This is a genomic window from Moritella sp. JT01 (assembly GCF_001574435.1).
GTDB lineage: Bacteria > Pseudomonadota > Gammaproteobacteria > Enterobacterales > Moritellaceae > Moritella.
Genome location: NZ_LOCN01000019.1, coordinates 231,907 through 258,234, shown reverse-complemented (window position 1 = coordinate 258,234; position 26,328 = coordinate 231,907). Strand labels below are relative to the sequence as shown.

The 26,328-nt window shown below is 41.1% G+C and carries 24 protein-coding genes and 1 riboswitch; of the genes, 13 read left to right on the top strand and 11 right to left on the bottom strand.

Annotation, left to right across the window (positions count from 1 at the left end; genetic code table 11):
* Positions 1-7 precede the first annotated feature (7 nt).
* Positions 8-709, bottom strand: coding sequence for an aquaporin Z (gene aqpZ / locus AKG98_RS15585; protein WP_067047817.1), 702 nt, complete (start codon positions 707-709; stop codon positions 8-10).
* 308 nt (positions 710-1,017) lie between these two features.
* Here aqpZ and AKG98_RS15580 point away from each other — a divergent pair, with 308 nt between their 5' ends.
* The gene (locus tag AKG98_RS15580; RefSeq protein ID WP_067047815.1) at positions 1,018-2,931 is read left to right on the top strand and encodes an ATP-dependent DNA helicase RecQ; all 1,914 of its coding nucleotides are present in this window, start codon (positions 1,018-1,020) and stop codon (positions 2,929-2,931) included.
* 114 nt (positions 2,932-3,045) lie between these two features.
* Here AKG98_RS15580 and tpx read toward each other — a convergent pair whose 3' ends face one another.
* Together tpx and nagE are read right to left on the bottom strand one after the other, a co-directional pair.
* A complete protein-coding gene (gene tpx, locus AKG98_RS15575) occupies positions 3,046-3,543 on the bottom strand; it encodes a thiol peroxidase (RefSeq protein ID WP_067047813.1) in 498 nt (165 codons plus the stop codon).
* Positions 3,544-3,761: 218 nt separating this feature from the next.
* The gene (nagE, locus tag AKG98_RS15570) at positions 3,762-5,216 is read right to left on the bottom strand and encodes an N-acetylglucosamine-specific PTS transporter subunit IIBC (protein ID WP_067047811.1); all 1,455 of its coding nucleotides are present in this window, start codon (positions 5,214-5,216) and stop codon (positions 3,762-3,764) included.
* Between the two features lie 290 nt (positions 5,217-5,506).
* On the opposite strand from nagE, the gene nagB reads away from it, so the two are divergent.
* The 5 genes from nagB to ribB all read left to right on the top strand — a co-directional run bounded on the left by nagB (position 5,507) and on the right by ribB (position 10,256).
* Positions 5,507-6,316, top strand: a complete 810-nt coding sequence (gene nagB / locus AKG98_RS15565) for a glucosamine-6-phosphate deaminase (RefSeq protein WP_067047798.1) — start codon at positions 5,507-5,509, stop codon at positions 6,314-6,316.
* A 4-nt stretch (positions 6,317-6,320) separates the two neighbouring features.
* Positions 6,321-7,457 carry an N-acetylglucosamine-6-phosphate deacetylase gene (gene nagA / locus AKG98_RS15560; protein ID WP_067047795.1) on the top strand — a complete coding sequence of 379 codons (1,137 nt, stop codon included), beginning with the start codon at positions 6,321-6,323 and terminating at the stop codon, positions 7,455-7,457.
* Complete coding sequence (locus AKG98_RS15555) at positions 7,457-8,686, top strand: ROK family protein (protein WP_228140325.1); 1,230 nt, start codon at positions 7,457-7,459, stop codon at positions 8,684-8,686. Before nagA ends, AKG98_RS15555 begins: the two co-directional genes overlap by 1 nt.
* Before the next feature lie 115 nt (positions 8,687-8,801).
* Positions 8,802-9,143, top strand: coding sequence for a stress response translation initiation inhibitor YciH (gene yciH / locus AKG98_RS15550; RefSeq protein WP_228140324.1), 342 nt, complete (start codon positions 8,802-8,804; stop codon positions 9,141-9,143).
* 106 nt (positions 9,144-9,249) lie between these two features.
* Positions 9,250-9,493: riboswitch (FMN riboswitch) on the top strand.
* A 109-nt stretch (positions 9,494-9,602) separates the two neighbouring features.
* Entirely contained in the window at positions 9,603-10,256 is a 654-nt protein-coding gene (gene ribB, locus AKG98_RS15545) for a 3,4-dihydroxy-2-butanone-4-phosphate synthase (protein WP_067047791.1), read from the top strand.
* A gap of 67 nt (positions 10,257-10,323) precedes the next feature.
* Here the strand turns inward: ribB and AKG98_RS15540 are convergent, their stop codons facing one another.
* Positions 10,324-10,779: a hypothetical protein gene (locus tag AKG98_RS15540; RefSeq protein ID WP_067047790.1), complete on the bottom strand. Its 456-nt coding sequence runs from the start codon at positions 10,777-10,779 to the stop codon at positions 10,324-10,326.
* A gap of 752 nt (positions 10,780-11,531) precedes the next feature.
* On the opposite strand from AKG98_RS15540, the gene AKG98_RS15535 reads away from it, so the two are divergent.
* From AKG98_RS15535 to AKG98_RS15525, 3 genes are read left to right on the top strand one after another with little or no spacing between them, the layout of a single operon-like run.
* Complete coding sequence (locus tag AKG98_RS15535) at positions 11,532-12,284, top strand: hypothetical protein (protein ID WP_157534148.1); 753 nt, start codon at positions 11,532-11,534, stop codon at positions 12,282-12,284.
* Positions 12,254-12,661, top strand: a complete 408-nt coding sequence (locus AKG98_RS15530; RefSeq protein ID WP_067047787.1) for a VOC family protein — start codon at positions 12,254-12,256, stop codon at positions 12,659-12,661. Before AKG98_RS15535 ends, AKG98_RS15530 begins: the two co-directional genes overlap by 31 nt.
* A complete protein-coding gene (locus AKG98_RS15525) occupies positions 12,658-13,863 on the top strand; it encodes an MFS transporter (RefSeq protein ID WP_198155548.1) in 1,206 nt (401 codons plus the stop codon). Before AKG98_RS15530 ends, AKG98_RS15525 begins: the two co-directional genes overlap by 4 nt.
* A gap of 63 nt (positions 13,864-13,926) precedes the next feature.
* Here the strand turns inward: AKG98_RS15525 and AKG98_RS15520 are convergent, their stop codons facing one another.
* The gene (locus AKG98_RS15520; protein WP_067047784.1) at positions 13,927-16,443 is read right to left on the bottom strand and encodes an ABC transporter permease; all 2,517 of its coding nucleotides are present in this window, start codon (positions 16,441-16,443) and stop codon (positions 13,927-13,929) included.
* On the bottom strand, positions 16,440-17,198 hold the full coding sequence (locus AKG98_RS15515) for an ABC transporter ATP-binding protein (RefSeq protein WP_067047780.1): 759 nt from the start codon (positions 17,196-17,198) through the stop codon (positions 16,440-16,442). The genes AKG98_RS15520 and AKG98_RS15515 overlap by 4 nt, the downstream gene beginning before the upstream one ends.
* On the opposite strand from AKG98_RS15515, the gene AKG98_RS15510 reads away from it, so the two are divergent.
* A complete protein-coding gene (locus tag AKG98_RS15510) occupies positions 17,197-17,823 on the top strand; it encodes an arylesterase (RefSeq protein ID WP_067047777.1) in 627 nt (208 codons plus the stop codon). The two genes, AKG98_RS15515 and AKG98_RS15510, sit on opposite strands and share 2 nt — an antisense overlap.
* Positions 17,824-17,928: 105 nt before the next feature.
* On the opposite strand, the gene AKG98_RS15505 is transcribed toward AKG98_RS15510, so the two are convergent.
* Positions 17,929-20,379 (bottom strand): DNA polymerase II, encoded by a 2,451-nt coding sequence (locus tag AKG98_RS15505; protein ID WP_067047775.1) that lies wholly within the window; start codon positions 20,377-20,379, stop codon positions 17,929-17,931.
* A 178-nt stretch (positions 20,380-20,557) separates the two neighbouring features.
* Between AKG98_RS15505 and AKG98_RS15500 the strand changes: the two genes are divergently transcribed.
* Together AKG98_RS15500 and AKG98_RS15495 are read left to right on the top strand one after the other, a co-directional pair.
* Entirely contained in the window at positions 20,558-22,696 is a 2,139-nt protein-coding gene (locus AKG98_RS15500; protein ID WP_083543985.1) for an MFS transporter, read from the top strand.
* A 101-nt stretch (positions 22,697-22,797) separates the two neighbouring features.
* Entirely contained in the window at positions 22,798-23,010 is a 213-nt protein-coding gene (locus AKG98_RS15495; RefSeq protein ID WP_067047771.1) for a hypothetical protein, read from the top strand.
* Positions 23,011-23,069: 59 nt separating this feature from the next.
* Here the strand turns inward: AKG98_RS15495 and AKG98_RS23025 are convergent, their stop codons facing one another.
* Complete coding sequence (locus AKG98_RS23025; protein ID WP_369814928.1) at positions 23,070-23,213, bottom strand: zinc ribbon domain-containing protein; 144 nt, start codon at positions 23,211-23,213, stop codon at positions 23,070-23,072.
* Positions 23,206-23,310: a helix-turn-helix domain-containing protein gene (locus tag AKG98_RS21955; RefSeq protein ID WP_083543984.1), complete on the bottom strand. Its 105-nt coding sequence runs from the start codon at positions 23,308-23,310 to the stop codon at positions 23,206-23,208. The genes AKG98_RS23025 and AKG98_RS21955 overlap by 8 nt, the downstream gene beginning before the upstream one ends.
* A gap of 183 nt (positions 23,311-23,493) precedes the next feature.
* Here AKG98_RS21955 and AKG98_RS15490 point away from each other — a divergent pair, with 183 nt between their 5' ends.
* The gene (locus AKG98_RS15490; RefSeq protein WP_067047769.1) at positions 23,494-23,916 is read left to right on the top strand and encodes an MAPEG family protein; all 423 of its coding nucleotides are present in this window, start codon (positions 23,494-23,496) and stop codon (positions 23,914-23,916) included.
* 128 nt (positions 23,917-24,044) lie between these two features.
* On the opposite strand, the gene AKG98_RS15485 is transcribed toward AKG98_RS15490, so the two are convergent.
* Positions 24,045-25,337, bottom strand: coding sequence for an MFS transporter (locus AKG98_RS15485; RefSeq protein WP_067047766.1), 1,293 nt, complete (start codon positions 25,335-25,337; stop codon positions 24,045-24,047).
* Positions 25,337-26,086, bottom strand: a complete 750-nt coding sequence (locus AKG98_RS15480) for a glycerophosphoryl diester phosphodiesterase (RefSeq protein ID WP_067047760.1) — start codon at positions 26,084-26,086, stop codon at positions 25,337-25,339. The genes AKG98_RS15485 and AKG98_RS15480 overlap by 1 nt, the downstream gene beginning before the upstream one ends.
* Between the last annotated feature and the right edge of the window lie 242 nt (positions 26,087-26,328).

Below are 26,328 nucleotides of genomic sequence, written 5' to 3'. Positions count from 1 at the left end.
TAGCTATCTATGCTGTATCTTCGCTTTCAAACCAGCGATACACGATACCGGCTAATATAGCGCCGACAATCGGTGCGACCCAGAATAACCATAGCTGCGACACAGCCCAATCACCTTGAAAAATAGCCACGCCAGTACTACGAGCAGGGTTAACCGAGGTATTGGTAACTGGAATACTGATTAAATGAATTAATGTAAGCGCAAAACCAATCGCAATCGGTGCAAAACCTTGTGGCGCGCGTTTATCCGTTGCCCCCAGAATGATGATTAAGAACATGAACGTCATGACGATTTCTGTCACTAATGCCGCCACTAACGTATAACCACCTGGAGAATGTTCACCATAACCGTTTGATGCAAAACCAGCGGAAGCATCAAAACCAGCTTGACCACTCGCGATCAGATATAAGATTGCAGCACCGGCAATACCCCCTAATACTTGCGCAAAAATATAAGGCCCAAGCTCTGCGGCAGAGAAACGACCGCCAGACCAAAGCCCGATTGACACTGCAGGATTTAGATGACAACCCGAGATATGCCCTATCGCAAACGCCATGGTTAATACGGTCAAACCAAATGCCAGTGACACCCCTAATAGTCCGATACCGACATCTGGAAATGCAGCAGCTAACACAGCACTACCACAACCGCCTAGAACTAACCAAAATGTGCCAATAAACTCAGCAGCCAGCTTTTTTGTTAACGTCATGATTAAATCCATATAATAGTGTCAAAACATTAATTGAGCATAGTCTAAAATGCCAGTTTTGCGCCCATGTTAATTTGCCCTTGCCACATTAACTCAGCATCAACTAGCCACTTACAATTGCCGCTATCGATAGTAAACTAGCACCAAATTGTTGCTTATACTTCATAGTGCACCCTGTAATATCGTGATTGACTGTTAAAAATATGCATTGCCACTGTATTATCCCCATCTACAGGATCACTTTTTCAACAAAAAACTATATACTCCCCTGCTCAACCGCCTTTGGTTTCATAATACGAGAGACAGATATGCTGCACCAGACGTTACAACACTATTTTGGCTATGATCAATTTAGAGAAGGCCAAGAAGCTGTCATTAACAGTATTGTCAGTGGCAATTCAAGTGCAGCCATCTTTCCAACTGGCTCAGGTAAATCATTATGCTATCAGGTATCAGCGTTACATTTACCTCACTTAACCTTAGTCATTTCGCCGTTATTAGCCCTGATCCAAGACCAGCTATTGTTTTTAAAGAAACATAACGTCGCGGCGGCTAAAATTGATTCGAGCATGTCAGTCGATGAAGTCAGAGATACCATGTCAAAAGTTCGTGAGGGCGAAGTAAAGATCTTAATGATCTCGGTTGAACGTTTGAAGAATGAACGCTTTCGTAAATTCATCAAGCAAGTACCGATTTCATTATTAGTGATCGATGAAGCTCACTGTATTTCAGAATGGGGCCATAACTTCCGCCCCGATTACTTGAAACTGCCGCAGTACCAAAAAGAGCTAAACATTAAACAAGCTTTATTATTAACGGCAACCGCGACACCCTCGGTGATTAAAGACATGGAAACCAAGTTTAATATCAAGCCAGAAGATATTATACAAACTGGTTTTCATCGCGCTAACCTTAGCTTATTAATGCACCCTATTGCCCAAGACAAAAAACTGCATGCGCTAACTCGTTGGCTAGGTAAAAAGGCCGGACAAGCATCCATTGTCTATGTCACCTTGCAAAAAACCGCAGAAGAACTAGCCAGTGCCCTGCAACAAACGGGGATTGAAGCAATGGCTTATCACGCAGGCATGCCTACCGAGATACGCGAAGAAGTGCAGCAAAACTTCATGCGTAATGGCATCGACTGTATTGTGGCAACTATCGCCTTCGGGATGGGTATCGATAAAAGTAACATCCGTAACGTCGTGCATTTTGATTTGCCTAAGTCCATCGAAAATTACAGCCAGGAAATTGGCCGTGCGGGTCGTGACGGTAATGATTCACAATGCCTGGTATTAGCGAATTTAGATAACCAAAGTATTCTCGAAAACTTCGTTTACGGTGATACACCCGAGCTCAATGGCATTGAAACGGTACTTAGCGAAATCCAAGCTGCCGGGACTGAATGGGAACATACTTTATACGGGTTATCGATGAGCAGTAACTTGCGCCAAGCCCCATTAAAAACCTTACTGGTGTATTTAGAAATGCAAGGCATCATCAAGCCACTGTATTCGTATTTTGCCGAGTACCGCTTTAAATTTTTAAAAGATCCGGCGCAAATACTCAGCCAGTTTACTGATGAAAAACGCGTATTTATTGAAGAAATATTTAATGCATCACCGGCGAAACGCACTTGGGCAACGGTTAACTTTGAACGTATGAGTGAAGGTTACCAAGAACAGCGGAGCCGTGTGATTACCGCGTTGGAATTTTTACATGAACGCAATAATATTGTCCTTGAAAGCAAGTTAATGACCGATGTATATCAGATATTGAATTCACGTTTTGATAGTCAACAATTAGCCGAAACACTGCATCAACAATTTGCACATAAAGAACAAAGTGAAATTAAACGCGTGCATGCGGTAGGCCAATATATTCAGAGCTCGCAATGCTTGAGTAAAGGTTTATCAACCTACTTTGGTGATGAAAAAGCGCCAGAACAATGCGGTACTTGCTCTGTCTGTCAGGGACGCATTGCACAGTTGCCACAACCCGCCAGCATGCCACCACTATCGATAGAGCACGTTGTCGAACTAAGCCAAGCGTTTATTAATGCTTGCGACAAACAGCCTACGCCAGTATTAATCACGCGTTTCTTATCCGGCATAAGTACACCGTTATTTATGAAAATGAAAGCGAAGAAGATCAGTAATTTCGCCGCGCTGCAAGCCTATCCTTATCAGCAAGTATTAACCTTGCTCACCAACAACCAGTAAACTTTTCTACTCGCATAAAAAATAGCGCTGCAGATCCTGCAGCGCTATTTCATATTCATTATTCCAAACTAAGTTTGAAACGTTAAGGCATTATTGATTCTTGATCAGTAATGACTATAGTGCTTTAAGCGCTAGCTCATAGTTAGCTTCATCTGTGATTTCAGCAACTAATTCACTGTGTGTCACAACACCTTCAGCATTGATACATACTACAGCACGCGTCGTTAAACCACGTAATGCACCATCAGGAATCGCAACACCGTAAGCTTCTGCAAACTCAGGGCTGCGGAATGTTGAAGCATGTTGCACATTAGCAATAGCTTCAACTTCACAAAAACGACCCGTAGCAAAAGGAAGGTCTGCAGAAACACATACCACAACTGTATTTTCTAATGTTGCAGCTGCTTCATTGAATTTACGTACGCCAGTAGCACATACAGGTGTATCGATGCTTGGGAAGATGTTAAGTACAACATTCTTACCTTTTAAGCTTGCTAGTGTTAATTCAGATAGGTCTGCAGCAGTTAATGCAAATGCAGGTGCTAATGAACCAACAGCAGGAATTGTACCAGAGATATTTACAGCATCGCCTTGGAAAGTAACTTGAGTCATATTTTTATCCGTTTGTTTGAATGAATACATTAATAATTAAACTGCCAACAAATATTGATCCAGATCAACATTTGTTGGCTAATTTATATTGTTACAAGATGAGTGTATAGCTAAGTTTTGTAAGGGCTCGTAATCAAAAAAAGGGCGATGCATTAAATGCATCGCCCTTTTCAATCCTATAAGATAGCTACAAAGTAGCCAATCTCATAACAAGGATATTAAACAAGTTTTTTAAGTGCGTTAGCAACGAATTCAACTTGTGGACCAATTACAACTTGTACTGCTGTTTTACTTGGCTTGATTACACCCGGAACATGACGTTTAAGTTCAGCGTCATTTACTAATGATGAATCTTTCACGTCAAGACGTAAACGTGTTGCACAGTTATCAACGTGTACTAGGTTGTCTTTACCACCCACCAGTTCAAACACTTTAGCCGCAACTTCAGCATGAGAAGCTTTTCCTGCTTTAGCAGGAGCAACCGCTTCGTCACCAGCGTCTTCACGACCTGGCGTTTTAAGGTCAAACTTAACGATGATAGCGCGGAATGCAACGTAGTAGATTACGAAGAATGCTGCACCTTGAACCACTAGCATGTACCAATTAACAGCAAGTGGGTTACGTGAAGATAATACTAAATCAACCAGACCCGCACTGAAACCGAAGCCCGCAATCCAGTGCATAGATGCCGCAATGAATACCGAGATACCTGTTAATAATGCATGTAACACGAATAGTGCTGGCGCAACAAACATGAATGAGAACTCGAGAGGCTCTGTCACACCGGTAAAGAATGTAGCGAAGCCAGCTGCCATCATGATTGACATTACTTTCGCTTTATTTTCCGGTTTAGCTGTATGCACAAATGCAAGCGCCGCACCTGGTAGACCAAACATCATGATAGGGAAGAAACCAGCTTGATACATGCCAGTAATACCCACAGTTGCAGTACCATTAGCAAGTGATTTTGCACCGCCAAGGAAGTTAGGGATATCATTAATACCTGCAACATCAAACCAGAATACTGAGTTAAGTGCATGGTGAAGACCAACCGGAATCAGCATACGGTTAAAGAACGCGTAGATACCAGCACCAGTAGGACCCATATCTTTAATGCTAGTACCAAAAGTAACCAGACCATCAAAAATAATTGGCCAGATGTACATCAGTACAAATGACAGACCCATCATGACAAAAGAAGTAATAATTGGCACTAAACGACGGCCGCTGAAGAAGGTCAGCGCTTTATGCAACTCAACTTCACTGAAACGGTTATAAAGCTCAGCAGTGATAACACCCACTAAAATACCAACAAACTGGTTATTGATTTTACCGAATGCAGCAGACACTTGGTCAGCACTCACACCTTGGATTGCAGCAACTGAACCCGGTGAAAGTAGCGTTGTCACCACTAAGAAGCCAACAAGACCAGCAAGCGCGGCTGAACCGTCTTTGTCTTTTGACATACCGTAAGCAACACCAACAGCAAATAGAAGAGACATGTTTTCAATGATTGCAGCACCAGATTTGATGAAGAATGCAGCAAGCATGTTTTCGCCGCCCCATGCAACTGGATCAATCCAATAACCAATACCCATTAATACCGCAGCAGCAGGTAGAACTGCTACTGGAACCATCAGTGCTCGACCAATTTTTTGTAAATAGCTAAACATACAGCCATTATCCTTATTTAAGTTTAAATCCAAATCAATGTTTTGTTCTTGTTATGAAACTGTTCAAATTCCATTAAAAGAACAGACTTTGTACTTACGCCATAACTTATTTCGTAATGTAAAGTAAGAACGGTTGAATGACAAACGTAATTCACCTTTAATTCATTATAGTGTGATCTGTTTCAACCATTTGAGCATAAAAATACAAGTTTTGATGGCTGGTTTCCAAAACTTAATTTACAATTTAAAAAAAGTATCAATTACCATTAAAAAACTATAGAGAGTAACGCATGAGATTAATTCCTTTACTTACCCCTGCTCAAGTTGGTCGCTGGAGCGCTGCTTACATCGCTAACAAGATTAACGCATTCAACCCAACTGCAGACAAGCCGTTTGTATTAGGTCTACCAACTGGCGGAACTCCTCTAACAACCTATAAAGAGCTAATCAAGTTACACCAAGCTGGTGAAGTTAGCTTTGAGCACGTTGTTACTTTCAACATGGATGAATATGTAGGTATAGATAAAGATCACCCAGAAAGCTACCGCACATTCATGTACAGCAACTTTTTCAATCACGTAAACATTCAAGATAAAAACGTTAACTTACTGAATGGTAATGCTGACGATCTGGATGCTGAATGCCAGCGTTATGAAGATAAAATTAAGAGCTACGGTCAAATTAACCTATTCATGGGTGGCGTAGGCGTTGATGGTCACATCGCATTTAACGAACCAGCTTCATCACTGGCTTCACGCACTCGCATCAAAACACTAACAGAAGACACGCGTATGGCTAATTCACGTTTCTTCGATAACGATATTAGCCAAGTGCCAAGACTCGCGCTTACCGTTGGTGTAGGCACACTATTAGACTCACAAGAAATCTTAGTGTTAATCACAGGTCATAATAAAGCCCAGGCACTTGAAGCGGCTGTCGAAGGTAGTGTTAACCACCTTTGGACAATCTCTGCGCTACAGTTACACCCTAAATCAATCATTGCGTGTGACGAACCAGCAACGATGGAATTAAAAGTGAAAACGGTACGCTACTTTAAAGAGCTAGAAGCGAAAAACATTCAAAGCTTTATTGCGGAGTAAGCCCATGTATGCACTCACTAATTGTACTATCTACACAAACGACAGTGTGTTAACTGAGCACTGTGTAATTATCGATGGTGAATACATTCATGACCTGGTTGCTGTCGCAGATTGCCCAGCAGATATCGAACGTATTGACCTTGCCGGTGCAAGCTTAACTGCTGGTTTTATTGATTTACAACTCAATGGTTGCGGTGGTGTATTGTTTAATACGGATATCAGTATTAACACCCTTGAAATCATGCAACAAACCAACGAGCGCTTTGGCTGTACTAGTTACTTACCAACATTGATCACGGCTACCGATACAGAAATGAAGTCTGCGATTGATACCATGGCGGCGTATTTAGAAAAACACAGCAACCAAGCACTCGGCTTGCATTTAGAAGGTCCTTACCTGTCTACAGCGAAAAAAGGCATTCACAGTATTAACCTTATTCGCCGCAGTGAACAAACGATGATCGACCATATCTGTACCAACAGTGCAGTGATCAGCAAAGTAACCTTAGCACCAGAAAATACTGACGCGGCACACATTGCACAGTTAACCGCAGCAGACATATTAGTATCAGTTGGCCACACGAACGCAACGTACACCGAATGCATGCAAGGTTTTGAAGCGGGTGCGCGTTTTGCGACGCATTTATTTAATGCCATGAGCTCAATTACGGGTCGTGATCCAGGTGTTGTTGGCGCAATTTACGATCATAAAGAGGTTTACGCCGGTATTATCGTTGATGGCCACCATGTCGATTACGCCAATGTACGTATGAGCCATAAATTAATGGGCGAAAAATTAGTCTTAGTGACTGATGCTGTCGCGCCAGCGGGGGCCAACATCGAATCTTTTGACTTTGTAGGCACAGAAGTGTTCTATCGTGATGGTAAATGTGTTGGTGCCGATGGTACACTAGGCGGTTCAGCATTAACGATGATCGAAGCAGTTGAAAATACAGTGAAACATGTTGGCTTACCGCTGGCAGAAACACTGCGTATGGCAAACCTATACCCAGCAAAAGCAATTGGTGTAGCAGATAAACTTGGTAGCATTGCAAAAGGCAAAGTTGCGAATTTAACAGCCTTCAATGCCGACTTCACCGTTATCAAAACGATTGTAAACGGACAAGTGAAAAGCTTCTAATGATGAAACATAGCCCAGTCGCCAATATTGAATTTATTAAACAAGTAAATACCGCTTCTGTTTATCGCCTTATCGATGAACAAAAGCAAATTTCACGAGTCTCTTTAGCAAGACTAAGCGAGCTAGCGCCTGCAAGTATTACTAAAATGACACGTCAATTAATGGCGGCAGGGTTAATTAAAGAAATCGCACAGCAAGCCTCTACAGGTGGTCGACCAGCGATATCACTGACCTGCGAGATCGAAAAATTTGTCTTTGTCAGTTGTAAACTTGGTCGTAATAATTTAACCATCGCATTGCATGATATTGCAGGGACTAAGCTCACGACTTACCGTGTTGCTTTAGACACTGCACCAGACAACGATGTGATCCCATTTTTATTAGCACAGATTGCCGATTTTATCGGCGCTAATATCAATACTGATTTACAACGTTTGATCGCCATTGCGGTGACATCACCCGGTTTGATCGACCGTGAATCAGGTACCATTGTGTATCTACCAAAACACAATCTAAAAGATATCCCACTCGGAAACTTACTCACCAAAAGTTTTAGTGTTCCCGCGTATATCGCCAACCACACCCAATCTCTATCATTAGCAGAGTTGTACTTTGGTGCGGCGCAAGATTGCCAAGACAGTGTGTTACTGTCTGTTCATGATGGTGTGGGTTCAGGTATCATCAATAACGGTAAAATCTTTACCAACTACAATAACCAAGTCGGTGAAATCGGACATATTCGCATTGATCCACTCGGTTTACCTTGTCATTGCGGTAGCCATGGCTGTTTAGAAACGATAGCCTCTAATGAAGCGATCCTTAAACAGATAACAGGGTTAATTAATCAAGGTCACGAAACCAGCCTCACGATCGAAGGCTTAACTATCGAAGGCATCTGTAATGCCGCAAATAGCGGTGACGAATTAGCCGTACAAGTATTACAACGCGTGAGTAAGTTACTTGGTCAAGCAATCGCAATCATCATTAACTTGTTCAATCCGCAAAAGTTGTTAATCAAGGGCGAGATTGTCGCAGCAAAAGAATTAATCTTCCCAATCATTGAACACAGTGTGCAACAACATGCTTTAGGTAGTTTTGTACCAAACGTAGTGATTAACGAAGCTAAATTTCAAAATGAGCCCTCTATGGCTGGCGTAGCATTAGTTCGTAAAGCGCTATTGGAAGGTAGCCTGCTCAATCATATCATTCATGAATATGGTAATAACTAGCGTAACATCAAAGTAAACTATCCGCCCTAAACTCACTCACACAGTTTAGCGCGGACTCATTTCTAGCGTTATCATTTTTACTTTTATTTGCTATAATCCCTTTTATTGACTGTTAATGAGTATTGATATGCATTTCGATGACAATGTCCGCATGGTTTTCTCAACCGAAAGCGGCCGTATTAAAGAAGAAAAACACGTTGAAACGGCACCTGAAGGTGATGGCATTGTACGTATCCGCCGCGAAACCAAAGGCCGTAAAGGTAAAGGCGCGACAACGATTAGCGGTATCGAATTACCCGAAAAAGAATTAAAAGCGCTCGCTAAAGAATTGAAAAAGAAAAGCGGTGTGGGTGGCAGTGTCAAAGATTTCATCATCGAGATCCAAGGTGATCAGCGTGACATGGCAAAAGAATTTTTAGAGAAAAAAGGCTACACAGTGAAACTCGCTGGCGGCTAATCATGTCACCTAAGCGCTAAACTAGCCATCACTTTAAATACTTGTTATTTATCTCAAATCAAGGCAACATAACCTTGTCGACGGTGATCACATGATCATTAATCGATTAAATTCTCAGGGCGGGGTGTAATTCCCCACCGGCGGTAATAATCAGGCGGTCGATTTATTCGTCACCGATTTCAGCCCGCGAGCGCCTAAGTTGCTTATGTTTATAAAGTCTTCTGATTTAATAAAGTCATCGCTTAGGGTCAGCAGATCTGGTGAACGCTATGCCCCATAGCCTAGTCCAGAGCCGACGGTAATGTGCATACGTATCATGTATGGCTAAGTCCGGATGAGAGAGAATGTAAGATGCGTTAACATCTGCCTTGGTAGATGATTAATCACGCACCTCTAATTCTGCACGCCCTGATTCTGGAACCCAATATTTTATATAGTTGTATATTAAGGATCTAAACCATGAATCAGTCTTTACTTTCCCCTTTTGGCGACGCGATCACGCGTGTTGAAACAGCACTAACAGCATTACGTTTAGGCAAAGGGGTTTTAGTTGTTGATGATGAAGACCGTGAAAATGAAGGCGATATGGTGTATGCGGCTGAATCGCTTACCAATGAACAGATGGCATTACTGATCCGAGAAGGCAGTGGTATTGTTTGTGTTTGTCTACCTGACGAGCGTGTTAAACATTTAGAACTTGCACCTATGGTTGAGAACAACTCAAGCCAGTACGGTACTGCGTTTACTGTGAGTATCGAAGCGGCCGTTGGCGTAACAACAGGCGTATCAGCTGCTGATCGCGTTACCACAATTAAAGCCGCGATTGCCGATAATGCAATGCCAAGTGATTTGGCGCGTCCTGGTCATGTTTACCCGCTACGCGCACAACCAGGTGGTGTATTAACGCGCCGTGGCCATACCGAAGGGACCATTGATTTAATGAAACTCGCGGGGCTAAAACCTGCAGGCGTATTATGTGAAGTAACCAATCCTGACGGTACAATGGCACGTTTACCAGAAATCATTACGTTTGGTGAAAAGCACGATTTACCAGTATTAACGATTGAAGATATTGTGACTTATCGTAACGCACAGTTAGCGCTAGTCGGTTAATCGTTGTCATTAAGAAAAGGCACTGATATTAACGCTAATCAATCGTTATACAGTGCCTTTTTTGATTCTATTTAGTTGCGTTCACAGTCGCAACATCAGGCGTTAATGCAGCCTCTTTATGTGCCGTAATACGGTTACCTTTATACATAGCAACCTTGATAAAGAACACCATAAACAGTAAATCATTTAAGCCGTAAATGGTATAAAATATACCGGCAAATAAATCTGTTTCATACAGGCTAAATAAATTATTTGTGCTTAACCAATACACCCATGCGCCCACGTATACCAACTTTTCTATCGCAAAAACTGAGACTAACAAACGAATATTACCTTTGGTCATCGCGGCAGCAAAATATGCCAGTCCCCATACCATGATCATGACTAAACCAAAGTTAGACATCACAACAGGGTCTGCATCATTAATGGCCGTATTACTAAACAATTGCGAGAACGTCAGTACTCCACCAATATTAACCAGCGCAGCTAATATCAGGCCATATTTAATTACCGTTTTATTCATTACGACTTCCTTATTAAATTTCTATATGTATCTATTGGTTTATGACAACAATATAAAACATAAACTTCAATTATATTGATCACAATTTATATAGTTTAATAAGGACCCCGGAAATTGCAGTATCAGGCAATTAATAGCTGTAATTATTTTAATCCGTAATCCCCAGAACAATATAAAACTTGATGTAGCTAAGCTAAATAACAAGGTGATTATATTTTCTTGTAATTCTGAGTATTCTTTTTGTAAGCGCTCTCTAACGGCAACGCAATAAGAACAAATACATCGCTACCGCTATTAACTAAAACATAGATTTGTAGGCAACTAAACGACGTATATTACTAGCCAATAGACTGTGTATATGTGAACGCCATTACCTTTTTATCGTCTTTCATTTGAATGAGCGTTATAGTTAATAATGCTATTAAAAAAAAACAAGCAAGGCATGAACAGCATAAATACAGCCAATAATGCATAATAATAGAAAGTCATAAATTTCCCTTCACCTTTTTTTTAATTGGACACAGTGTTAAATTCATTAACTAAAACGAATAGTACCAATAATTAGATAGTTTAACAGTGGTATAAATTATACCTATACTTAACTATGAAAATATGTTAATGAATTCCAGCGCATGTTATGAGATGTAAATACTGAATACTAAAAATATTACTTTTTATGTATATTTTAGTGTTATTAACTCAGGTTTATGGGTATTCTCTATCCCAAAGTGATTAGATTTAGGGATGCGGTCTTGGATGTACATAATTTAGATAGCGAAAAACAATGTCAAAGTTTTGCAGAAAAATTTACGTACAAGGGTAGTAAAGAACAGATAAGTTTTTCTATCATCAATATTAAAAAACGTACGGTTTTAACCTTATCAACGAGATATGAATGGCATTTACAATATTGGGAATCAGGCCTTTATCGTAGCCTAGATGAACGGCTTCATCATGGCGTCCATTTATGGAATACATTTAGCGATGATCACAGTAACATTTCAAAAAAATATCTGCATAGCTCAAATAAAATCGATATTTGCACTCAGCACGCAGATTATTTTGAGCTCTTTTCATTTAGCTCTAATAAAAATTTATCCTCATCAACTATTATGGAGCTTGGTCAACTCAAGCCCCAGGTCAGTAAAGTGGCAAATCAACTTTGGTTAAATGCTAAAGACACTACTTTGCCTATGTTCAATCATAACTTCAGCAACATAAACCCGCTACCGACGTTCCATATTGCAAACTCGAATAAAATACAGTTTGGGGATGTAACTTTAACGCCCAAAGAAATGGCTACAATTCATCTCTTACTCGAACTAAAAAGCATTAAAGAAATCGCACGTTACCAGCATTGCAGTGAAGCAAATGAACGGAAGCGCGTGAACGTCATTAAAGAGAAATTCAATTGTGCGAACTTACCTTTATCCTTCTTATTTAACGCACTAAGAATACAGGGAGTAACCCTAGCATGTCTGGACGCCTACATCATGTCTCAATAACATGCGCTTCACTGACCGCCAGCCTCGCATTTTATCGCCAGTTTGGTTTTATCATTAATCAAGATTTTCAAGATGAACAGTGCACAATCGTATTGCTGCAAAGCCGAAACACACATATTGAATTGTTTACTTTTACTGATGTTGTATCAGCTAAAACTCACGAAGACTTGATCTATCTAAAAGCCATTGGCATTCGTCATTTAGCAATTGAAGTCGATGACTTAATAAAGATGCACCAAACATTATCTACAACGACAACCGTAACCCCTATTAAACAAGCTCGACTCGGCTCGTTTAATTATTTTTTCTGCTACGACCCAGATGGCAATCAAATTGAAGTGCTTAACATTAATAATGGAATGAAAGGAATAATATGATCAGATTAACATGGAAACAAAAAATTGGTGCTGTCACTGGTAATGCATTAGAGTTTTATGATATTGCGGTTTTCGCCTCAATTTCAGGCTTTATTTCAGTCTTATTTTCCCATCAGGGGGTTGAACACGCCGAGTACGTAGTGTGGGGAATATTTGCGTTACGATTTTTAGTTCGACCACTAGGTGGGCTAGTTATTGGTCATTATGCTAAAAACCACGGCGTACGTTCAGCATTAATATTAACTAACTTAATGATTGGACTTGCCACCCTGAGTATGGCGTTCATGCCGGTTGAAGCACTTGGGAAATATATCGTTGTCGCCTTTTTATTACTGCAAATTGTACAAGCATTTAGCTTCGGTGGTGAATACCCAACCTTGATATCATATTTACATCAAGGCACTGACCAAGCAGACAAATCCAAAACAAGCAGTCTAATTGTCGCCAGCTCATTAGCCGGTGTTGTCATGTCATTAATTGTCGTTTACGCCTTAAATCAGCTGTTAACAGTTGAAGAAATGAATGACTATGGTTGGCGATTACCATTATTAGTGGGTGTCTTAAATACACTAATGAGCCTGTATTTCCGTTTGTCTCTACCAGCATTTCCACCCGTTAAAACGGTTATTCAACCAATGCAGCGTTCACGATTAATTTTACGTATATTTATGGTGACAATTATTGGCGCTGTAATTTTTTACACCCAAAACTTTGCCAGTAAAATGATTGGCGAAGAGTTAAAAATTGAAGACCTACCTTTAATTAACTCAATGTTATTATTATCAATAATAGCATTCGTAGGTTACTTCACCGATAAATATAGCTCTGTAACACAAGTGTTTCGTTTTTCGAGTATCGCATTAGCTCTCTGCTCTATCCCATTATTCTTGCTACTTTCAAGCGGTAATCAGGTTTACATGGGAATTTCAATTTTCCTATTTACACTTATTTCAGGTGCGCTATTAGGAAATCTAGCTGCAGTGTTATGGCAAGAATCCGAAGGTGATATTATTTCGCTCGGTTTTGGCTATAACATCGCATTATCATTATTTGGTGGGGCAACGCCGCTCATCATTGGCTTATTAATTCCAAAAGGGTTTGCGTTTGTTGGCCTGTATGTCGCACTCGCTGCAATCCCTGCATTATTGATACTTTCACGTCCAAATAAAAGCATAAATATTAAAATACAAAACGCAAGATAACTAATATAGAAGCAGAATCACCTTGGGCATTATGGTTCTGCTTCTATGTTAAATTAGCTAAAACTACATGGTCCGTCTAATTAGCGTCACACTCGACATATTTAATAAACGCCAACAACTAAGCAAACCAATCAGACCAACAAAGCCCGCACCTGCACCAATCCCTAACAACCAATACTGAAAATGGAAAGTTCCTGGCATCTCGAAGATACGACTTTGTAAAATATACACGCCCAGCTCCATAGCAATACTCGCCATCAGTCCAGCTAACGCGCCTAAGGCTACAAATTCAAATAACACACTATTACGAAGTAATCGACCACTTGCACCAAGCGTGCGTAAGATAGCGAGCTCTCGTTCACGCTCTTCCATACTGGCTTGTACCTGCGCCACTAATACTAAGCTGCCAGCCAGTACCACCAGCACCAAAATAAACTCAATGGCAATAGAGACTTGCCCTATCACACTTCTTAGCTGGGTAATAATGGCGTCCACATCAATTAAGGTAATGGTCGGATACTGGCTCAAAAAATCCTGCAAAGCATCAGTTGCATCATCTGGTACATATAACGATGAAATATAAGTTGCAGGGAAATCAGCTAGCACATGCTGGTTAAAAATCATGTAAAAGTTAGGTTGCAGCGTTTGCCAATTCACTTTACGAATACTGCTCACCATCACTTGTACTTCTTCACTGCCCAATTGGAAAGTTAAGTTATCCCCGATAGCGACATCTAACTTATCTGCTAATGTCGATTCGATAGACACTAACGCGCGGGTATCTTCTGGTTGCCACCAGCTTCCAGCAATTAAACTATTTTCATAAGGGATCACATCACGCCAAGTCAGGTTTAACTCTCGGCCCACACCACGACGGCCATTATCAGCAGACTTGGTTTCTTCTTTACTCACACGTTTGGTCACTTGGTCATCATTAATTTTGGTTAAGCGTCCACGAACAACGGGAAATAGACCGCTGGATTCAATGCCTAACGCATCAACAAAATTGTCTACCTGCTCGACTTGGCTGGCAGTAATATTGACTAAAAATCGATTGGCACTGTTATCCGGTAATTGCTTCTGCCAGTCATCAATGAGGCCATTCTTCATGACCACAATAATCAATAGCAGTTGAATAGCGATGGTAAAGCTAATCAATTGCACCGAATTTTCATTAGCACGACGTTTCAAATTGGCTAATGCTAAATGCCAAGATGTGCCTGCCTTACTGCCCGCAGAACGTCCCGCAGACATAAACAAACGACCAATAACGAGCAGTACGAATGCCACCAGCATACCGCCAATTAATAACGCCGCACTTAGCACGGCATCTTGGCTAAACAAATACAGCAGCGTAAAAATAGCGAACAACGCAGGTAGCGGACTCATTAACCTCGTCAGCAAACTATTTTCAGAGCCACTATCACGACCGCGTAACAGGGTCATAGGCGAAGTATTTACTAACTCTCTTAATGGCGTGATAGCAAAAGCCACAGCGCAAATAATGCCCGTAACAATCGCGACTACGAAAGGATACGCCATATTACCCGTCGTCGAGGTATCAAGATAATCGCGCATAGCATACAAACCAATATTCAATATCAGATAACCCACAATTAGCCCTAAACTGATACTCAGTACACTCAATAGCGACCAATGTAGGCAATACAGTTTAGTCACATAACGTTTGGATGCGCCCATGGCTTTAAACACCGCCACCACAGATTGATGACGCTGACTATAACGACGACTTGCGACCGCAACTGCAACAGAGGCTAAAACAATGCCCAGCATACTGGCTAATGACAAGTATTTATCCGCTTTAGTTAGCGCTCTCGCCAAGGGTGAATTTTGTGATTTGATATCATACCAACGCTGGTTATCAGTCAACTGTGGTTTGAACCATTGCTCAAATTCGGTGATATTGTCGGTTTCTCCGGCGAACAGGTATTTATAACTTAGTCGACTACCCGGTTGAATAAGCTCGGTTCGCTGTACATCTTGAGTATTAATAAACACCACAGGACCAGAACTAAACACACTAAACGACGCATCCGGTATTTGCGTGATCACCCCAGTGACTTTAAAGCGCATGACGCCGACTTCAATGCTATCGCCAAGCTTAATGCCTAACTGTCTTAATCCTTTCGCTTCTAACCAAGCTTCACCGGATTTCGGTGAATTAGCCGCAACCGCTTGTGAGGTATCTAACGACGGACTTACCAATAATTCACCGCGTAATGGATAGGTATCCGACACCGCTGATAAGGCCGCCAGCGCCATCTGATCATCAGTGAATACCATCGATGACATTTGTATCTGCTGGGCTTGGATTAACGCCAAACTGGACGCTTTGGCTAATACCGCAGGATCAATAACACTGCCGGTATCCAATACTCGATCCGCTGCAATAAAGGTACTACTCTCGGCGGTTAATGCTTGTTTAACACGACTAGAAAAACCAGACAAAGCAAATACAGCAGACACAGCTAATACGATCGCCAGCAAGATAATAGTCAGTTCACCGCGTTTTAACTCGTGTTTTAATAAACGCAGGGAATGGTTACGCCAATAACTCATAACGACTCACTTAACGGCTGTTTTGTCGCTAAAGGCTCTGCAACGAAAGACTCCACAACCAAAGGCTCTACATTCGCTTCTGTTAACTGGCCACTGTCCATGATCACTTGACGCTGGCAACGCGCGGCCAATTTAGGATCATGGGTCACTAAGATCAAGGTGGTTCCCTCTTGCTTGTTAATTTCAAACAATAACTCAGCAATGTGTAATCCCGTTTTGGTGTCTAAGTTACCCGTTGGCTCATCGGCAAATAAGATATCGGGTTTAGAAATAAAGGCACGGGCAATCGCCACGCGCTGCTGTTCACCACCCGACAATTGTGACGGGTAATGCTCTGCTCTGTCGGCTAAATCAACTTTGGCTAATAATTCACGCGCTAATTGTTCGGGATTATCCATACCCGCTAACTCAGCCGGTAACATGATATTTTCCAATGCTGTTAAGCTATTAATAAGTAAGAACTGCTGAAAAATAAAACCAACATGTTTCGCACGAACCGCACTGCGTTGTTCTTCATTGAATTGGTGCAATGGCTGATTTTTAAGAAAAACTTCACCACTCGAAGGTAAATCTAGCCCCGCTATAATAGACAATAGGGTAGACTTACCTGAGCCAGACGCACCAACAATCGCTAATGAATCACCTGCTACCACAGTTAAATCCATCGGATGTAATATATCGAGGGTTTTAGCCTCTGTTTTAACTGATTTAGTTAAGGCACTTACTTTTAATATAACGTCGGAATTTAGCTTCATGTTTAAAAATGCCTTTAAAGTATTATTATTGATGGTTACCTTGTTACCTGTAGCACATGCCACAGCTAACCATAAAATTTTGTTATTGGGTGACAGCCTTAGTGCCAGTTATGGTATGACACAAAGTGAAGGCTGGGTAACCCTGCTTAATCAACAGTTAGTAAAGCAAAATGCCCCGTATAACATTATCAATGCCAGTATCAGTGGTGAGACTACCGCTGGCGGCCTGTCTCGGTTACCAGGTATTTTGGCCAAGCAATCAATTGATACACTGATCATCGAACTCGGTGCTAACGACGGTTTACGTGGCTTTCCACCCAAGTTAATCAAGAACAATCTGACTAAAATGGTAGAGCTAGCACACGCGCAGAATATTCCTGTGTATGTGATGAATATTCGTATTCCACCTAATTATGGTCCACGCTACAGCAAAATGTTTACCGATGTATTTACGCAGGTTGGCAGTGAAAAAGACATTACCGTGTTACCATTTTTCATGGAGCAGATCGTGCTTGATCCAAGTCTCATGCAAAACGACGGTATTCACCCTAACCGCACTGCACAACCTAAAATTGCCGATATTATGTCAAAGCAATTAGCGGCCATTTATAGTGAGCATAACTAATATTAATGAATTCATAACATATTAAGATAAACCAGTTTGTCTTAATATGTCAGGATACGTTTCACAAAGGCGGGTAAAGTACTGTCAGGGGAAGTAGTAGCGAGATTAAAATAATCCCATTTGTTGATCGGTTATCAAATCAAAACTCAAGCCAATAAAGGGCAAGATACCATCGGCAATAGGTTTAATTTGTTTTTCAATGTAATGCTCAAAATCTAATACCGAATGTTGATGCTCGACAGCTTCAGGTCCACTCAGGGTTAACACATAACTGATCCACGCTTTGTGCTGATAACGTAACGGTTGCCCTAATTGACGGTTATGTTCATCTGCGGCGCGCGCAGCTTTTACGTGTGGCGGCACGTTTTTCACATATAGCGCTAATTCTTGGCGTAAACGTTTACGGTAAACCAGCTTGTCGTTAAACTCACCGGCTAACGTCTTTTCTACAATTTCCAACACGTAATCTTCGACCGCAATATTATGGAATACCCGATGGTATAACTCCATCTGGAACATCTTGGCTAAGTCTGTCCAATCGGTGCGTACGGTTTCCAAGCCTTTGAAGATCAGCTTTTCCCCGTCTTTAGTATGCACTAATCCGGCATAGCGTTTTTTACTGCCTTTATCCAAACCCCGGATGGTGGGCATTAAGAATTTGTGATAATGCACTTCGTATTCAATATCTAAGAAACAATCGATATCGTAATCTTCACGTAATAGTTGCTGCCATTGTTGGTTAATATACGCCGACAGCTCTGCGCCCATGCGGTCGGCTTGTAAACCGCGATCAGCTGACGACCCACTATAACCGTCGGTAAATTTAGCCGCATCGAGTAACACAAAGGTAGAATCAGTATCGCCATAAATCACCTTATAGCCCTGTTCTTCGATCCATTTTGCAGTGGTCTGCATGATCTCTTGCCCACGCATGGTGATCGACGAGGCTAATCGGGTATCATAAAAACGACACCCGCCCGACCCTAACACACCATAAAACGAATTCATTAAAATCTTAATGGCCTGTGAACGGGCGGCATCTTTATCGAGTTTAGCTTGATCACGCTGCGCCCACAGTTCAGTAATAATATCGGGCAGATAATGTTTATCTCGATTAAACAAACCACCACGGAAACCGGGGATGGCCTCCGTAGGGTTTTGAACCCCTTCTAACAACCCAACCGGATCAATTTTGAATGTGCGAATAATCGACGGATACAGACTTTTAAAATCCAGTACGATCACATGGTCATACAAGCCTGGGAATGAGTCCATCACGTAACCACCAGGACTTGCCAGTACTCCACTCTCACGTAGATTCGGGGCAATATAACCCGCACGATGTAACTTAGGCAGGTATACATTGGTAAACGCCAGCACCGAGCCACCGTTACGATCTAATTCTAATCCCGTTAACTGCGAGCGTAATAACAAAAAATCCAACAAACGGGTTTTAACAAAAATATCCCACACTAATACGCAATCTTGTAGGTTGTATTTTGCCAGTTTTACCTTGTTAAAATGAAAGTCGTGGTTGATCTGTTCCATGCGATTATCTACATCGTCAGTATCTTTACCAACACCGAGTATTTCTTGTGCCACATTTTCTAAACTAAAGCTTGGGAAATTATAGGTTGCGGTTTTTAGACTATCAATGCCATCAACCACTACCCGACCATGTAAGGTTAAAAAGCCTTGCTGTTGTGGTGTGCGACCATCTCGCCAATGCAGGTTTTGCCCACCTCGACCCAGCGCTAATTTAAGATTATGAAATGTGGCGCGCTGAGCTAATAAACGGAAATCAAAATTAATTACATTCCAACCGATAAAAATGTCAGGATCGTAACTGATCACAAAGGCTTGCAGTGCCAGTAATAAACTTTTTTCGTCGGCAACCCAATGGATTAAAAGGTCGCTTTCAGGATCCTGAGGTAAATCGCGATCAGGTGCTTCCCCAATCATATAGACACGTTTAAAGGGTTGGCCGTCTGGGCAATACGCAGGGCTTAATGAATACAAACCAATTGAGTAAAGCTCACCGTGTTCTGAACATTCGATATCCAGTGAGATCTGTTTAATTTTGTCAACTAAGTTATCTGGCAGTTCCGCTGGTTTAAGCTGTGCTTGTTGAAATTCCACATAACCTTTACGCTGCACAGGCGTACCCGTAAACTCGATAGCCCCTTTAACAAAACGCTCCATTAAGTAACGTTCTGCTGGGCGAATATCGGCTTCTAATACCGTAACCAGCTTACGTCTTAATAACTCTTGTGCGCGATGGTAATCATGCGAAGTACGGAAATAAAAGGCACTCATGAATTCTAAATCAAAACTGCGCATTTTCAGATCTTTATAAGTAAAACGCGGATTCAATTCACTTAAACAAGCTAATGCTGTCGTGAGTTGATCTTGGGGAATGAACATCACCAGCGGCTGGGTTGCCGGGATCAGTTTAACCGCACCCATTTCAGATGCTAACCAGTAGCTTAATTCATTGTTACCATTACGATCACGGCTATGGCGCGATAATAAAAAACCCAGATATGTAGCAGACAAAATCAACCAGAAAAAGTAGTTTAAGACTGGTTAAGTGTACAGCATTTTTAGAGGCGTGAAAATATTTACACAAAGACGTAATCTGATGCCATCATTTGTTAGTTATATGTTATAAAGCTTACAGGAATTATTAAAAAACAATTTTAGATTAAATAAAGAAGAGAATACGCCCGTGGTCATGACCCTTAAACCCTTCATATTACTGCTAATCAGTGGCTTCTTGCTCATGCTTGGTTATGGTTTGAGTAACATTTTATTACCTGTACGCATGCAAAATGACGGTATCAGCGTCGATAACATAGGTATCATCTTATCTATGCTGTCTGTGGGTTTTTTACTTGGTGCTATCTATAGTCGAACACTATTACAGCGGGTTGGCCACATTCGTATATTTGCCATGTGCGGTAGCTTAACCTCAGTGGCGATCTTGCTTTCTGGCCTGTATCCAGAGCCATTAATGTTAGCCGTAATGCGTATGCTTACGGGATTTTGTATGGCCTGTGCCAATGCCACACTCGATAGCTGGTTAAGCCATAGCGCCACAGAAGAAAGCCGTGGCCGAATATTATCGATTAACCAGATGGTGATCATGTCTGCGCTTTTCTCTGGGCAATTTTTGTTAAACGTGGCACCGGTCACCGATGTCACTTTGTTTGTTATCTCCGGTATTCTATTTAGTCTTTCTATAACCCCCATGGTGATCAGTAAACATCAAGGTCCGCAGATGGAAGACAGTCAATCCATGTCCTTAATGACCATTATAAAACTGTCACCGCTCGGGGTGATCGGTTGTTTTTATGGCGGGTTTCTGTATGCAGGTTTAGTCAACATGTTACCTATCTTTGCCAGTGATAATGGTATTCAAGGTTTCAATTTATCCATCTTTATGGGGGCATCTATCTTTGGGGCTATTATTTTCCAATATCCGATCGCCTATTTATCCGACCGTTTTGACCGTCGTAAAACCATGTTCTGTATGGTACTAACCATCGCTGCATTGTCTTTATTAGTGCCGCAACTGATTAGTGCATCACAATTTAATCTCACCTTATTAACGATTGCGATCGTGATGGGGCTAACCGCTTGCCTCTACCCAATGAGCATGTCAGAAACCTTCGATAAAGTGTTAAGAGAGCAGATCCTCGCGGCAATGGGATCCTTACTACTCATTTACGCACTGGGTAGTATTCTGGGACCCAATCTCGCGTCGATCGCCATGAATATGTTTGGCAGTGCCGCATTATTTTCATTTGTGAGCATTACGGCCATTACGTTACTGGCTTTGATCATCGGTAATATGATCAAGCAGACAGCATTACCGCGCGATGAACAAGAAAACTTTATCATGCAAACCCCCTCGGGTGTGGCATCAGAGCTGGATCCTCGAACCCAGTATGCACAACCTTCTTTTGAACAAACAACAGAAGTTGAAGTGGCGATTAGTTTGGCCGCTAACAATCCAGCCGCCGCAGTAAACATGGCAAAAACCTTAGCTATGCGCGACCCAAATGATGCCTCAAACTTAGCCGCTGCATTAAGTACCATTGACGAAATTGATATTAGCCGTCTGTATCGCGCCATCACAGCGGCCGCACCAGAGATGAGTATTCATATTGCCGAAGCACTCACCAACGCCTCACCAGAACAAGCTGAAGAATTAGTCGACTGGATCACCACTGAACGTCCAGATCAATTTACCAATATTATTGTTGCCATCGCCAACTCAATGCCAGACAACGGTATTGATGTAATGGAAGTTGCGGCTGAAAATATGGTTGAATCTCACCAAGAAGAATTGCTAGAAATGACCGATCAATACATGACCAATCTATCTAATTCTTTAGATGAAATGCGTCCTGTCGATCGTGCTGCAGCCGCATCTGAACAGACAGCAACCGAGCTGTATAGCCGTTTAACAGACGTATCACCTGAACAGTCTGCCGAGTTAGCCTTAGCAGTATCAGAAGCGCTACCAGAGTCATCGAACGTGGTCGCCGAAGCGTATATCGCTAATCTTATTGAAGCGGAACAATCAACACCCGGTGATACCACCGCGAATATTGAAACGGCAGTGAGTGAGTACATTACTCAAATTGCAGAAACCATCCCAGAATACGCGGTCGATATTGCCAGTACTATGGTTGATTCAGTCCCTGACATCGCTTCTAACATGGTCGAGATATTACAATGTTCTGACGTGTTCGATGACAGCGAATTGAGTGTGTCGATCAAGGATAAGCCAGAGCATGATGCGCTAGAAGAACAATTACAATATGCAGTACAAACGCAAGCGGATGAGATTGATAAGAATAGTTAAGCGTTAGGAGATGAAGTATTAACTGAAACCATACTCCAGTACTTTTTGCCTATGTTAAAGTCATTAGAAGATATTTAAAGCATATTCTAAAGGACTAAAATATGACAATTGAAATCTGTATTTGTGCACGAACAGAATTAGTCGAACCTAAAGGTGAATCAACACAACAAGATATTGATTTATTTTTACAAGATAATAAACATGTGGCAGGTGGTATTTTACACAATGGAACAGCTTATTTGAAGCTCACCCAGCTAAAGCAAGGTGATTCTTGTCGTCAACGGTTTAAGCATTGTGATATTAAATCACTTTAGACTTCTAAAACCTCTTACAAGCATTTAATGTGTCGGTACTACCTACCGTCACAAATTATTTAAGCTGCTATCCTCAACCCTTCATTGTGAATATTGATAGCAGCGTTATGATCTCTGTCATGAGTTGCACCACACGAACAAGACCAGTTTCTTATCGCTAATGACCACTCACCTGAATACAGCGAGCCACATTCATTACACATCTTNNTAAGCGAAACGAACACAACCAAATGTATGAGCAAGTATTGTTACCTGCTCATTGTTTGGGTAGAACCTGTATTTATACGCAATAAGTTTCAATTTCCAGCACCTTAGATAACTGTATCCATATACAGCACTAAGTTCTAAACGTAGACTCTATGTGCAAATATGTCAATATTAATAACAACACAGAGTGCTTATTGCTACGCAATAATGACTTACATCACCGCCCTAAAGGACAGTATTTTTCGTCAAAGGTGATAAAAATAAAGGAAGAAAGAGATGGATGGAGTCGGTATTTTATACCCGTTACTTGCGCATATATTGCTAGTGGTATTACTGTATATTTTGTTGATAATACGTAAATCAAAAGCGATAAAAGCAAAGGCGGTCGATTTTAAGAAAACGGCGTTGAATAATAAAGCTTGGCCAGAAGATGTCGTGCAAGTATCTAATAACTTAGATAATCAGTTTGAATCGCCTTTGGTGTTCTATAGCTTGTGTATTATTACCGTGTTGGTTGGGGCAGTGAATAGTTTTGCTATTGGACTGTCAGTGGCTTATGTGGTGTTTAGATATATTCACGCTTATGTGCATGTAGGGACGAACTATGTGCCATATAGATTACGTGCGTTTGCACTGTCTTTGTTTGTGCTGTTATTACTGTTAATTCAAACGTCAGTACATATAGCGATGGCTGCATAGCGACAAATAGAGCGTTATACAAAGGTGTTATTATTGAGAATAAAAAATAGCCGCAATTGATGCGGCTATTTTGTTTGTATTATACAGTGTTTAGATGACGCTAATTAGGTCGTCTTAACTCATCTAGATTATGCTGGTGTTGCATCATCAGTTGAGATATTACCTGCTTGTTTACGTTTTAATAGCAGTAAACAAACCGCCGTGAACATACCAAATGCTGATACGCTCAGACCAATACCAAAGATCATTTGATACGCTTCAATTGCAGGGTAAGTATCAATGATCCAACCGTTTAGTGCGTAAGCCCAGAATACAGATGCATACGCAGCGAATGAACCAACACTCATCGCCGCGCCACTGAATTCTTTCGGTACACCGGCTTCAGCAATCGGCGCTAAGATGATGCCTTTTGCTAGGAAGATACTAAACGAGAAGCACATTAGTAGAATCATGTTCATTACTAACATGTCAGCTGATTTTGGTAGTAAAATTGTAATACCTAAACAGATAACCGTAAGACCCAATGCACACAACATCATTTTAATCGATGATTTAAACACAAAGTCAGCAATTGAGCCTGCAACAAGCCCCGCAACAACACCCATCGCACCAGTATTAATGATACCGAAGATAGCCGCTTGTGCAGTTGTTAAACCAAACACAGCTTGTAAGTATGGCACTGTGTAGATAAGCGTAATGTAAGTCCAGTAAACAGTCAGAGATGTTAATGCAGCTAACCATACTGTTGGCATTTTTAATACATGGATTAAACCTTGTAATGCCGCTTTGTTTTTACTTTCGCCTGCTTTAACTTCTAATTGATTGTCTGGTACAAATTTCCATACACAGAAGATCATTGGCAGGATAAGTAAGGTATAGAATACGATAGCACCTTGGAAAACCAAGATTGAACCACTCACTAGCGCCATGATACCAACGATAATTGCGTTCATGCTCATTTCTGTTGCACGACGAATTGACTCTAATAAACCAAATGCCATACCTTTGTTGTTATCGCCTGACATTAAGTTAACGCCATTCACAACAGCTGGCCAGAAAATCGCGTCAACCAGACCCCAAAGTCCGGCAATGACGATCAAGAAGGTAAATTCAGGTTGAAAGATGATGATAGCCATCATACTTAAGAATCGTATGCACATACTGGTCATTAAAATCGAACGTACAGAGAAACGGTTATTTACCCAACCAGCAGGAATGTAGAAGAACATTGCTGACCCGATTAAGGTAAACAATATACCCATCTGTGTATTATCGATACTTAATACTTCAAGCAGTAAGTTATAAAACGTACCTTTAAATGCTTCGAAAGCAGAGTAAATGATTTGTCCTGATAGCACGACAGTCAAGAAACCGTAAAAGCGGTTTTTTGAGTCGAAGCCAATTTTGCCTAATAAACTCATTATTTATTACCTAACACTTTGTATTTTGATGGGAATTTATGGGCGACATCGGTACAAATACCGTCAACACCCCAGTTGAATAATTGATTAGCGCGCGCAAGATCGTTGACAGTCCACACGTTTACTTTAAAACCAGCGGCTTTAAATTTGTGAACCATTTCTTGCGTTAAGCCTTTGTCTTCTGGATGGATGTAATCTGCGTTACACCAATCTAAAATTGAGTTCCAATCGTCCCACAAGGTATGGCTTTCAAATAAACAAGCAACTTGGGTTTTTGGGCTACGACGTTTAAATTCGGTTAGGGCAAGGTGGTTGAAGCTTGATACGATTAATTCGCGTTCAGGATTTAGCTCTTTCAAACCAGCAATTAAATTATCAATGAGGGTATAACTAAGCTCTGCACTTGCTGCACATGATTTAATTTCGATATTCATGTTTAGCTCAAGCTCATTTGCTAATGAAATTAGCTCTTGGAGAGTCGGTAGTTTTTCACCAATGAATTCATCTGCAAACCAGCTACCAGCATCGATATTATCGATATCGTCATGACTGATTTTACATAATTGACCGCTCTTATCGGTGCAACGATCTAAGGTATCGTCATGGGAAACAATGATCGTACCGTCTTTTAAAATATCAACGTCACATTCGAACCACTGAATATTATGTGCTTTACATAAAGAAAATGCAGCTAATGTATTTTCTGGTGCCAGTGATGACATTCCACGATGAGCAATCAATCTTTTCATTGTTAACCTTCTTGCAACTTAAATGATGGCGAGATAATAGGTGAGATTATATAAACGAATTGTGACATAGATACAATTATCACTATTCGAAAGTAAAAATGTTCAAATAAAGTTTTTATTCGTTCGAAAATTCATCAATCGAAACGTTTTTTAACTGGTGTAAATACTTAAATAATAGTTTGGTTTCAATCGAAGGTTGCATTTGAAGGTGTAAATGAATGTATTTGTGAGAGTGGTTAATT

Bases quoted from the DNA above. Each gene is read 5' to 3' on its own strand.
- AKG98_RS15515 (WP_067047780.1), bottom strand. From the start codon at position 17,198: ATGAAGCTAAATTCCGACGTTATATTAAAAGTAAGTGCCTTAACTAAA.
- AKG98_RS15580 (WP_067047815.1), top strand. From the start codon at position 1,018: ATGCTGCACCAGACGTTACAACACTATTTTGGCTATGATCAATTTAGA.
- AKG98_RS15530 (WP_067047787.1), top strand. From the start codon at position 12,254: ATGTCTGGACGCCTACATCATGTCTCAATAACATGCGCTTCACTGACC.
- AKG98_RS15525 (WP_198155548.1), top strand. From the start codon at position 12,658: ATGATCAGATTAACATGGAAACAAAAAATTGGTGCTGTCACTGGTAAT.
- AKG98_RS15510 (WP_067047777.1), top strand. From the start codon at position 17,197: ATGTTTAAAAATGCCTTTAAAGTATTATTATTGATGGTTACCTTGTTA.
- AKG98_RS15520 (WP_067047784.1), bottom strand. From the start codon at position 16,443: ATGAGTTATTGGCGTAACCATTCCCTGCGTTTATTAAAACACGAGTTA.
- AKG98_RS15540 (WP_067047790.1), bottom strand. From the start codon at position 10,779: ATGAATAAAACGGTAATTAAATATGGCCTGATATTAGCTGCGCTGGTT.
- AKG98_RS15495 (WP_067047771.1), top strand. From the start codon at position 22,798: ATGACAATTGAAATCTGTATTTGTGCACGAACAGAATTAGTCGAACCT.
- nagE (WP_067047811.1), bottom strand. From the start codon at position 5,216: ATGTTTAGCTATTTACAAAAAATTGGTCGAGCACTGATGGTTCCAGTA.
- AKG98_RS15555 (WP_228140325.1), top strand. From the start codon at position 7,457: ATGATGAAACATAGCCCAGTCGCCAATATTGAATTTATTAAACAAGTA.
- aqpZ (WP_067047817.1), bottom strand. From the start codon at position 709: ATGACGTTAACAAAAAAGCTGGCTGCTGAGTTTATTGGCACATTTTGG.
- AKG98_RS15490 (WP_067047769.1), top strand. From the start codon at position 23,494: ATGGATGGAGTCGGTATTTTATACCCGTTACTTGCGCATATATTGCTA.
- ribB (WP_067047791.1), top strand. From the start codon at position 9,603: ATGAATCAGTCTTTACTTTCCCCTTTTGGCGACGCGATCACGCGTGTT.
- AKG98_RS15485 (WP_067047766.1), bottom strand. From the start codon at position 25,337: ATGAGTTTATTAGGCAAAATTGGCTTCGACTCAAAAAACCGCTTTTAC.
- AKG98_RS23025 (WP_369814928.1), bottom strand. From the start codon at position 23,213: ATGTGTAATGAATGTGGCTCGCTGTATTCAGGTGAGTGGTCATTAGCG.
- tpx (WP_067047813.1), bottom strand. From the start codon at position 3,543: ATGACTCAAGTTACTTTCCAAGGCGATGCTGTAAATATCTCTGGTACA.
- yciH (WP_228140324.1), top strand. From the start codon at position 8,802: ATGAGTATTGATATGCATTTCGATGACAATGTCCGCATGGTTTTCTCA.
- AKG98_RS15480 (WP_067047760.1), bottom strand. From the start codon at position 26,086: ATGAAAAGATTGATTGCTCATCGTGGAATGTCATCACTGGCACCAGAA.
- AKG98_RS15500 (WP_083543985.1), top strand. From the start codon at position 20,558: ATGACCCTTAAACCCTTCATATTACTGCTAATCAGTGGCTTCTTGCTC.
- nagA (WP_067047795.1), top strand. From the start codon at position 6,321: ATGTATGCACTCACTAATTGTACTATCTACACAAACGACAGTGTGTTA.
- nagB (WP_067047798.1), top strand. From the start codon at position 5,507: ATGAGATTAATTCCTTTACTTACCCCTGCTCAAGTTGGTCGCTGGAGC.